This is a genomic window from Kitasatospora sp. NPDC007106, assembly GCF_040634455.1.
In the GTDB taxonomy this organism is placed as follows: domain Bacteria; phylum Actinomycetota; class Actinomycetes; order Streptomycetales; family Streptomycetaceae; genus Kitasatospora; species Kitasatospora arboriphila.
On the sequence record NZ_JBEYFP010000208.1, the window covers coordinates 1 to 9,363 of the forward strand.

Annotated in this window: 9 protein-coding genes; 4 read left to right on the top strand and 5 right to left on the bottom strand. The window is 76.3% G+C overall.

Features of this window, described 5'->3' with window-relative positions:
• The coding region (locus ABZ641_RS17915; protein WP_359982882.1) for a molybdopterin-dependent oxidoreductase at window positions 1-858 on the bottom strand (858 nt) is incomplete at its 3' end.
• A 156-nt stretch (window positions 859-1,014) separates the two neighbouring features.
• On the opposite strand from ABZ641_RS17915, the gene ABZ641_RS17920 reads away from it, so the two are divergent.
• Complete coding sequence (locus tag ABZ641_RS17920; protein WP_344628315.1) at window positions 1,015-1,200, top strand: hypothetical protein; 186 nt, start codon at window positions 1,015-1,017, stop codon at window positions 1,198-1,200.
• Between the two features lie 79 nt (window positions 1,201-1,279).
• Entirely contained in the window at window positions 1,280-1,486 is a 207-nt protein-coding gene (locus ABZ641_RS17925; protein ID WP_344628316.1) for a cold shock domain-containing protein, read from the top strand.
• Window positions 1,487-1,516: 30 nt separating this feature from the next.
• Here the strand turns inward: ABZ641_RS17925 and ABZ641_RS17930 are convergent, their stop codons facing one another.
• Window positions 1,517-2,908: a DUF2398 family protein gene (locus tag ABZ641_RS17930; RefSeq protein ID WP_359982886.1), complete on the bottom strand. Its 1,392-nt coding sequence runs from the start codon at window positions 2,906-2,908 to the stop codon at window positions 1,517-1,519.
• Between the two features lie 237 nt (window positions 2,909-3,145).
• Between ABZ641_RS17930 and ABZ641_RS17935 the strand changes: the two genes are divergently transcribed.
• Window positions 3,146-3,853: a lysoplasmalogenase gene (locus ABZ641_RS17935; RefSeq protein ID WP_359982888.1), complete on the top strand. Its 708-nt coding sequence runs from the start codon at window positions 3,146-3,148 to the stop codon at window positions 3,851-3,853.
• Window positions 3,854-3,890: 37 nt separating this feature from the next.
• On the opposite strand, the gene ABZ641_RS17940 is transcribed toward ABZ641_RS17935, so the two are convergent.
• The 3 genes from ABZ641_RS17940 to ggt form a co-directional block, all read right to left on the bottom strand.
• Entirely contained in the window at window positions 3,891-4,463 is a 573-nt protein-coding gene (locus ABZ641_RS17940) for a hypothetical protein (protein WP_359982890.1), read from the bottom strand.
• Window positions 4,464-4,619: 156 nt separating this feature from the next.
• A complete protein-coding gene (locus ABZ641_RS17945) occupies window positions 4,620-5,423 on the bottom strand; it encodes an exodeoxyribonuclease III (RefSeq protein ID WP_344627974.1) in 804 nt (267 codons plus the stop codon).
• 138 nt (window positions 5,424-5,561) lie between these two features.
• Window positions 5,562-7,358 carry a gamma-glutamyltransferase gene (gene ggt, locus ABZ641_RS17950; protein WP_359982893.1) on the bottom strand — a complete coding sequence of 599 codons (1,797 nt, stop codon included), beginning with the start codon at window positions 7,356-7,358 and terminating at the stop codon, window positions 5,562-5,564.
• A 216-nt stretch (window positions 7,359-7,574) separates the two neighbouring features.
• Between ggt and ABZ641_RS17955 the strand changes: the two genes are divergently transcribed.
• The gene (locus tag ABZ641_RS17955) at window positions 7,575-9,206 is read left to right on the top strand and encodes a CocE/NonD family hydrolase (protein WP_359982896.1); all 1,632 of its coding nucleotides are present in this window, start codon (window positions 7,575-7,577) and stop codon (window positions 9,204-9,206) included.
• The last annotated feature ends 157 nt before the right edge of the window (window positions 9,207-9,363 follow it).

The window sequence follows — 9,363 nt, forward strand, 5'->3', positions numbered from 1 at the left end:
GGCCGCCCCCGACCAGGAGCGGCCGCGCAGCCGGTGGGTGCGGCCGGCGGCCAGCACCGCCCCGGGCGCCAGCTCGAAGGCGCTCTTGACGGTCTGCCGGGTGAGCGCCGGACCGCCGTCCGCCGGCTGCCCGGGGCCGAACAACCGGTAGAACTCGGTGCTCCACGGCGACTCCAGCGGCCGGTCCGAGACCTCCAGGGACCCGAGCCACTTGACCGAGGCCACCCCCACCCAGCCCGGCACGACCAGCCGGGCGGGCGCCCCGTGGTCGGGCGGCAGCGGTTCCCCGTTCATCCCGTACGCGACGAGCACGTCCTCCAGGGCCTTGGCGACCGGCAGCGGGCGGCGCACCCGGCCGAGGTTGCGGCCGCCCACCCGGTACTCGGGGTCGAGGCCCACCGCCAGCACGTCCACCGCCGCCGGGCCGAGGCCCGCCCGTTCCAGCAGCACGCCGAGCGGGACGCCGTGCCAGGCCGCCATGCCGACGCCGCCCAGCCCCCAGGCGGTGCCCGGGGCGGGGGTGCCCTGCTGCTCGGCCCAGAACCGGCGGCCGTTGCCGGCGCACTCGAGCACCGCGTCCAGCGTGGTCGCGGGCAGGGCGTGCAGGTCGGCGAGGGAGAAGGCCGCGCCGGGGCCGCGCAGACCGCTGCCGTGCACCCGCAGCCGCCAGGTGTCCGGGTCGATCCGCGGGGTGCGGGTGTGGTTGCGGACGAAGAACCGCTCGTTCGGGGTGTGCGGGCCGGGGCCGGTGGGCGCGCCCCAGCGCATCTCGGCGTTGCCGTCGTGCGGCAGGAACCACTCCGGGGGCAGCGGCTTGACGATCCCGCGGCCCCCTCCGTCGGACGTTCCGGGGGTCACGGCTCCACGGTAGTACGCCGGACGGATGCGGGCAGCCGACCGCGGCTCCCGCACGGACCGGCCCTGACCTGCGACGACGGACTCGACGTCGATCTTCCGCCGGGACTTCACCCGGTTGTGGCCGGCCTTTCACACCGGTCTGCCACGCTCCGGAGCATGATCGCACCATCCGCCCCGGTTCCCCCGCGGGACACCCGCTTCCCGCTCCCCCGCCGCCACCGGCGGTGGCTGGCCTGCGCGGCCGTCGCCGCGTCGGTCGCGCTCGGCACCCTCGGCGTGGCCGCCACCGCGGAGACCGTCCGGCACCACCAGCGCACCGAGGCGGTGCAGGCGGCCCGCTGAGCCGATCGAGTGGTGCCGGGCGGGCCGGCGGCCGATACTGCCGTCATCGGCACAGACCCCTGAGCGAGGGGGTGGTCCCATGGCCACCGGCACTGTCAGGACGTACTACCCCGGCCACGGCTACGGCTACATCAAGCCCGACGACGGCGGGCCGGAGCTGACCGTCTACTACGACTCCATCGTCGACGCCCCCGAGCACGTGCTGGCCGACGGCCAGCGGGTGGAGTACGACGCCACCGTCCAGGAGTTCCGCGAGGTCGCCGAACACGTCCGCGCCGTGGAGTGAGGAGCCCGCCCCGCCGCCCCGGGCCGGGCGTCAGTCGTTGCGGGAGTGGCGGCCGCCGCCGGGGGCGGGGTGGAGTTCGGCCTGCGGGGCGTAGCGGGCGGCGGGGGCGCGGAGCACCCAGTTGCGGCCGGCCGGGGCGATCAGCTGCATCCGGTGCAGCAGGCCGAGCACGTCGCGGCGCAGGGCCGTGCGGTCGGCGAGGTAGTCGCACTCGGGCTGTTCGGGCAGCCCGTAGTCGTCGGTGACGTCGCCGAGGGTGCCGTCTATCAGCGCGTCGGGGACGAGGACGGCGGGCGGGGCGGCCTCCTCGGGCAGCGGGCGGAGCTCCTCCACCAGGCGTTCGGCGACCAGCAGTGCGGTGCGGGCGAGCGGCCCGTCGGCGAGGTCGGAGAGTTCGTCGGCGGGGTCGAGCAGGGCCATGCCCTCGGCGCGTATCTCCGCCTCCAGCCCGAGGAAGTCGGCGAACAGCTCGGCCTCGGCGGTCAGCCGGCCGAGCAGCCAGGCGCGTTCCGGGGCGGCGAGTTCGTCGGTGAGGACGACCGGGTTCTCGGCGAGCAGCCGGCGGACGGCCAGCGCCGGGATGCCGGCGGGCGCGGCCGCGGGCGGGGCCGGAGCGGCGAGCAGGGCGCGGGCGAGTTCCCGGTCGAGCGCGAGGCCGCCGTCGGGTCCGGCGGTGGCGACCTGCCAGTCCGTCAGCAGCGCGGGCACCTCGGGCCGTTCGAGGTCGGGCACCCGCCGGTCGGCGATCGCGCCGAGGGCGAGGACGAGGGCGGCGTACCCGTCGGGCCCGAAGCCGGGCACGGCGCGGTCGGCCAGCGGGGCCTTGTGCAGCCGGGCGTGGGCGGGGCCGACGGTGAGGGGATAGCCGAGGAGTTCGCCGAACCGCTCCGTCAGCCAGTCGGCGTGACGGAGGATCAGCGGGAAGCCCGCGCCGTGCGGGCCGTCCGGGGTGACCAGCGGGTGGGCGAGCAGCAGCCGGGCCGCGGTGCGGCGCTCGCCCGCGGCGGCGCCCTGCGCGGCGGCCCGGGTGCGGTCGGGCCGACGGTGCCGGCCGGGGGCGGCGGGGGCCGGGACGCGTCCGGGCGGTGTGTCGGGGCGGGCGCGGCGCAGGCCGCGGGGCCGGGCGGCCGAGGCGGCCCGGTGGACCGTCGGTCCGTGCCACCAGCTGGTGCGGGCGGCCTGGCCGTGCGGGTCGGCGGGACGGCCGCCGAGGTGCCGGGCCGGGTAGAGCCCGAAGACGGCGGTGAACAGCCGGTGCGCGTCCGCCTCGTCGGCGTCGGCGAAGCGCCGGGCCAGCAGCTCGGCCTGCGGGTACGCGCCGGTGAGCGCGTGGGCCGTGAGCTGCCCCGCCCCGCCCATGCGCCCGTCCGCCACGCCGCCGGCCGCCCCGCGGGCGCCGGTCGCGTACTCGTGCTGCTCCATGTCGGAGCCCAGCCTAGACGGTGCCCGGGGCCGGACGGCACGCCTCCGCCGGCCGGTCGGGCAACCGTCGCTACGGGCGGGTAACCTCCCCTTCCGCCGCTGCCCGGCGTCCCCTAAGGTCCTCGCATGCCGAACCTGCCCGACGTCGTGCGGTGGTCGATACCCGCCTTCGTGCTGCTCACCGTCGTGGCATCCTGATCGTCTTCGACCGGCCGAGAGCCCGGAGGGCACCCCCGCATGACCGTCTCCGCACGACTGCGCGCCGCGCGCGGCCTCGTCACCGCCTTCGCCGCCACCTCGGCGGCCCACCTGGGGGCGATCGCCACCGGCGCGACCGTGCTGCAGAACGCCACCAAGCCGGCCCTGATGCCGCTGCTGGCCGCGCACAGCCTGGCCTCCGCGGAGCGGGCACCCAAGCTGCTGGCGCCGGCCCTGCTGGCGAGCGGCGCGGGCGACGTGCTGCTGCAGCTGGGCGGGGACACCGCCTTCCTGGCCGGGATGGGCTCCTTCGCGGCGGCGCACGTCGCGTACGTGACGATGTTCGCCGGGCAGGGCGCGTTCACGGACCGGCGGCGGACCCTGCTGGTGGCCGCGGGCTACGCGGCGGCCTGGGCGGCGATGATCTCCCAGCTCTGGCCGGACCTCGGCGGGCTGCAGATCCCGGTGGCGGTGTACAGCCTGCTGCTGGCGTCCACCGCGGTCTCCTCGGCCGGGCTGGGGCTCGCGACCGGGATCGGCGGCGGCCTCTTCCTGCTGTCGGACAGCCTGATCGCCGTCCGGCTGGCCGGCTGGAAGCTGCTGCCCGGCCACAACGTGCTGGTGATGGCGACCTACATCGCCGCGCAGTACCTGCTGGCGCGCGGTGCGCTGCGGGCCGAGGAGGCCCGGACGGAGCCGCAGGCCGCCGACGGAGCCGACGCGGCGCGACTCGGCGCCCCGGCCTGATCGGACGGGGCGCCGGGCGGGCGGGCACAGGCCGGCATCAGGACTGCTGGGCGCGGCGCCGCAGCAGCCAGAAGCCGCCGAGGCCGGCGGCGACCAGCGCCCCGCCGGTGGCCAGCTCCCGGGGACTCGTCCCGGTGACCGAGCCGCCGACGCCGGTGGCCACGCTGCCGTGCGGCTCGGGCGCCGCGGTGCCGTGGCCGGCCGGGGTCAGCGGGGCCAGCACGCCGACGGTGCCGGTGAACGCGTCGCCGTTGGGGCACTTGCCGTCGACGCCCCAGGAGGCGGGCTTCTCGGTGACCTGCTCGGTGAGGGTGAGCTCGGTCGCCGAGAGCAGCGCGATGCTGCCGGTGTAGGTGCCGTTCGGGCCCGCGGTCAGCGTGACGGTGCCGCCGGTGAACGCCTTCGAGCTGGCGGTGATGGTCTTCGTCGTGCTGCCCGGGCAGACCACGTTGACGGTGACCTTCTCGCCGGGGGCGGCCTGCGCCGGAGTGACCTTGGCCGGTTCGGGCCCCTTCGCGGGCACGGCGGGCGTGGCGTGCGCGGTCGGCGCGGCGAGGGCGAGCAGGGCGGTCGTGCCGAGGACGGCGGCGGCGGTACGCGGGATGCGCATGCCGGACCTCCAGGTTCTCGGATGCGGCCGGGGGCGGGGTCGCCCCGTGGTCGGTCGGCTGCACCCGGTCATGCCCGACGCTAGGCAGCACCGCCCCGCGCGGCCACCGCACGCGACCGTTCGGGTCCGCACCGTCACCGCGGGTGGACCGCCGCCTCAGACCTCCAGGTCGACGACCACCGGGGCGTGGTCCGAGGTGCCCTTGCCCTTGCGGGCCTCGCGGTCGACGTAGCTGTCGGTGACGGCGTCGGCGAAGGCCTTGTTCGCCAGCGTCAGGTCGATCCGCATGCCGCGGTTCTTCGGGAAGGCGAGCTGGCGGTAGTCCCAGTAGGTGTACGGGCGGTCGTACTTGAGCGGGCGGGGCACGACGTCCTGCAGGCCGGCCTCGTGGAGGGCGGCGAGCGCGGCCCGCTCGGGCTCGGTGACGTGGGTCAGGCCGGCGAAGGCCGCCGGGTCGAAGACGTCCTCGTCGCTCGGGGCGATGTTGAAGTCGCCGAGCACCGCGAACGGGCGCTCGCCGGCCGCGTCCTCCAGGACGGACTGCCGCAGCGTCTCCAGCCAGGCCAGCTTGTAGCGGTAGTGCGCGTGGTCGACCTCGCGGCCGTTCGGCACGTACACCGACCAGACCCGGACGGGGCCGCAGGTGGCGCCGATCGCGCGCGGCTCGACCTCGGGCAGCAGCGCGTCGTCCGCCTGGTAGCCGGGCTGCTCGGGCAGACCGCGGACGACGTCCTCCAGGCCCAGCTTGGACAGCACCGCGACGCCGTTCCAGCGGCCGCTGCCGTGCGCGGCGGTCTCGTAGCCGAGCGCCCGGACCTCCTCGTGGGGGAAGGCGTCCGCGGCGCACTTGAGCTCCTGCAGGCAGAGCACGTCGGGGGCGGCGCTCTCCAGCCACTCCAGGAGCTTGGGCAGCCGTGCGGTGACGGAGTTGATGTTCCAGGTGGCGATGCGGACGGTCACGGCGGGCGGCCTCCCCGGTGGTACGGGCTCGATGTCGACACGGTGCGTACGGCCGTTCGGGCGGCGCGCGCGAACGGGGCGGGCGCCCGACGGACGCCCACCCCGAACATACCGCCCGGCGCCGACAACCCCGGGCCGTCAGCGGGCGGGCCGCACCACCGCCGCCGAGCCGCCGCCGCGGCGCACCGGCTCCGCGGCCGCCCGCCAGCGGCCGTCCGGCAACCGCTCCACGCCGGTCGCGGCGCCGATCTCCGGGGAGGCCGCCAGCACCTGGCCGAGCGCCTCCAGGCCGGCCCGCTCCGGCAGGGCCAGGAAGCCCGCCTCGGCGGCGGTGGTGGCGGCGTTGCGCTGGCTGGCCCGCGGGGCGGCGATCGCCTGTTCCAGGGTCAGCCCGCGGTCGATCCGGCCGAGCAGCACCTGCAGCACGGTCGTGATGATGGTGGCCCCGCCGGGCGAACCCGCGGCGAACAGCGGCCGCCCGTCGCGCAGCACGATCGTCGGCGAGATCGAGGAGCGCGGCCGCTTGCCGGGCCCGGGCAGGTTGGGGTCGGGCACGCCCGGGGCGACCGGGGTGAAGGAGAAGTCGGTCAGCTCGTTGTTGAGCAGGAAGCCCCGGCCGGGCACGGTGATCCCGCTGCCGCCGGTCTGCTCGATGGTGAGGGTGTAGGAGACGACGTTGCCCCACCGGTCGGCGACGGTCAGGTGGGTGGTGCTCGGGCCCTCGTACGCCTCGGTGGCGGCGGGTCCCGCGGAGCCGCAGGCGGCCGGGTGGTACGGGTCGCCGGGGGCGAGCGGGCTGGTCAGCGCCCGGCCCGGGTCGAGCAGGCAGGCCCGGGCGGCGGCGAAGGCCGGCGAGAGCAGCCGGTCGGTGGGGACGGGCTGCGCGGCGGGGTCGCCGACCCAGCGGTTGCGGTCGGCGAAGGCGATCCGGGACGCCTCCAGGAAGCGGTGGTAGTACTGGGTGGCGTCCAGGTGGGCCAGGTCCGAGTGGGACAGGATGCCGAGCGCCTCGCCGACGGTGGTGCCGCCGCTGGAGGACGGGGCGATGGAGTACACCTCGGTGCCGCGGTAGGCCACCCTGGTCGGCTTCTGCTCCAGCACCCGGTAGGCGGCGAGGTCGGTGCGGTCGACCTTGCCGGGGCGGGCGGTGCGGCCGGAGGCCGGGTCGACCGGCGGGTGCTGCAGCGTGTTCACCACGTCGGCGCCGATCGGGCCGCGGTAGAGCGCCGCGGTGCCGTCCCGGCCGAGCTGGCGGTAGGTGGCGGCGAGGTCGGGGTTGCGGAGCGTCGAGCCGACCACCGGGAGCGCGCCGCCGGGCAGGAAGAGCGCCCGGGTGGCCGGGAAGTCGCGGAACCGGGCCTCGTTGGCGGCGGTCTGGTCGCGGAAGGTCTGGTCGACGGTGAAGCCGCGGTCGGCGATCCGCTCGGCCGGGCGCAGCACCTCGGCGAGCGGGCGGGTGCCCCACAGCTTCAGGGCCTTCTCCCAGGTGGCGGCGGTGCCGGGGACGCCGACCGACAGGCCGCTGGTGACGGCGTCGGCGAACGGCAGCGGTTTGCCGTCGGCGTCCAGGAAGAGCGAGGTGTCGGCGGTGCGGGAGGCGGTCTCCCGGCCGTCCAGGGTGGAGACCCGGCCGGTGCGGGCGTCGTAGACGACGAAGTAGCCGCCGCCGCCGATGCCGGCCGAGTAGGGCTCGGTCACGCCGAGGGCGGCGGCGGTGGCGACCGCGGCGTCCACCGCGTTGCCGCCGCGGCGCAGCACCTCGATGCCGGCGGCGGTGGCGTCGGCGTCGACGCTGGCGACGGCGCCGCCCCGGCCGACGGCCTCCGGCGCCTTCGGCGGGGCCTGCGCGGGGGCCGCCCCGGCGGGGGCGACGGCGCCGAGGACCAGGCAGCCGGCGAGGGCGATCGGCGGGGCGATTCGGGCCAGAGCTCTCATGCGGGCCTCCTGAGGCAGCGTCAGCTATCCGTTCTGCCACAGGTGCGGTGGACAGGACAACAGCGCCTCAGGCCACTACCCGTCAGTAGTTTCGTTATCGCTCCGATACCGTCCGACCCGTTACTGACATCACGTCCAACAAGCTACCGTCCGGTGAACCAGCTCGGTCCTGTACCCCCACCCCCACCCCGCAGACCGGTCCCTTGGAGTGCCCCCATGCCTGCACTGCCTGCACGCGCACGCCGGAGAGCCGCCGCCCTCGCGCTGGCCACCGCCCTGCTGACCGCCGCCCCGATCGGCCTCGCGCCGCTCGCCTCCCCCGCCCTCGCCGCAGCGAGCGCCTCACCGGTGCTCCGCTTCACCGACATCCCCGGCGAGGGCGGCGTCGTCCTCAAGGGCAACGTCTACGAGCCCGGCGACGGCGCCGACCACCACCCGCTGCTCGTCCTGCCGTCCAGTTGGAGCCTCAACGACCTCGAGTACCTCGCCCAGGCGCGCGCCTTCGCCGCCCAGGGGTACGTCGTCGTCTCCTACACCCCGCGCGGCTTCTGGGGCTCCGGCGGCGAGATCGAGGTGGCCGGGCCGCCCGACGTCGCCGACGTCTCCCGGGTCGTCGACTGGGCGCTCGCCCACACCACCGCCGACCCGCAGCGGATCGGCACGGCCGGCATCTCCTACGGCGCCGGGATCAGCCTGCTCGGTGCCGCCTTCGACCCCCGGATCCGCACCGTCGCCGCCCTCAGCGGCTGGGCCGACCTCGCCGACTCGCTGTTCAGCGACGAGACCCAGCACCTGCAGTCCGCCGGGCTGCTCGCCGTCGCCGGGTACCTCACCGGCCGCCCGGGCGACGAACTGCGGACCACCCTCACCCGCTACTTCGGCAGCGACTGGGAGAACGAGCCGGCGATCCGCGCCTGGGCCGCGCAGCGCTCCGCCGCCACCTACGTCGACCGGCTCAACGGCAACGGCACCGCCGTGATGCTCGCCAACGCCTGGGGCGACTCGATCTTCCCGCCGAACCAGCTCACCGACTTCTACGAGCGGCTCACCGGGCCCAAGCGCCTCGAACTGCGGCCCGGCGACCACGCCACCGCCGAGGCCACCGGCCTGGCCGGCCTGCCCAACGACGTCTGGACGGACACCCGGGCCTGGCTCGACCACCACCTCAAGGGCGTCGACAACGGCATCGACCGGCAGCCGCCCGTCCACATCAGGCCCCAACTCCAGGACGGCTACGAGGACTACCCCGACTGGCGGTCCGTCACCGGCTCCACCAGGACGCTGAACCTCGGCGGCCGCGACTGGCTCGGCACCGGCCCGCTCTCCGCCGGCCCCGCCCGCACCGGCTGGACCACGCCGATCTCCACCGCCCTCGACTCCGGTGCGGACGGCGGGGTGATCTTCCTGTCCAACCTGGCCGAACAGTTCCTCAAGGTGCCGCCCACGGTCTCGGTGCCGCTGCTCCCCCGGCCGGTCGCGGCCGTCTGGCAGTCCGAGGCGTACGGCTCCGCGCAGCGGGTCCGCGGGTCGGTGCGGCTGCACCTCGGGGTGACCCCCTCGGCCGGGCAGGGCAGCCTGGTCGCCTACCTGTACGACGTGGACGCCCTCGGCACCGGCCGCCTGGTCGCCCACGCGCCGTACACCTTCCTCGGCCGCACCCCCGGCGAGCGGTTCACCGCCGACGTCCGGATGCAGGCCACCGCCTACGACGTCCCGGCCGGCCACCGCCTCGCCCTGGTCGTGGACGGCGTCGACCCGCTCTACATCACCCACAACCCGCCCCTCGCCACCCTCACCTTCGGCTCCCCGGCCGACGACCCGTCCTGGGTCTCGGTGCCCTTGAAGTAGGGGGAACCTGTAGGGGCAGCACCCCAGGGGCATGGGGAACTTCGCCGTACAAACCAGGGCCCGGCCCGAAACCGTCGCGATGCCCGATCCCGGACTGCGCAGTTCCCCGCGCCCCTGGTGGTGCCCTCCGCAGGTGCCCGCGCCCCGGGTCGTGCCC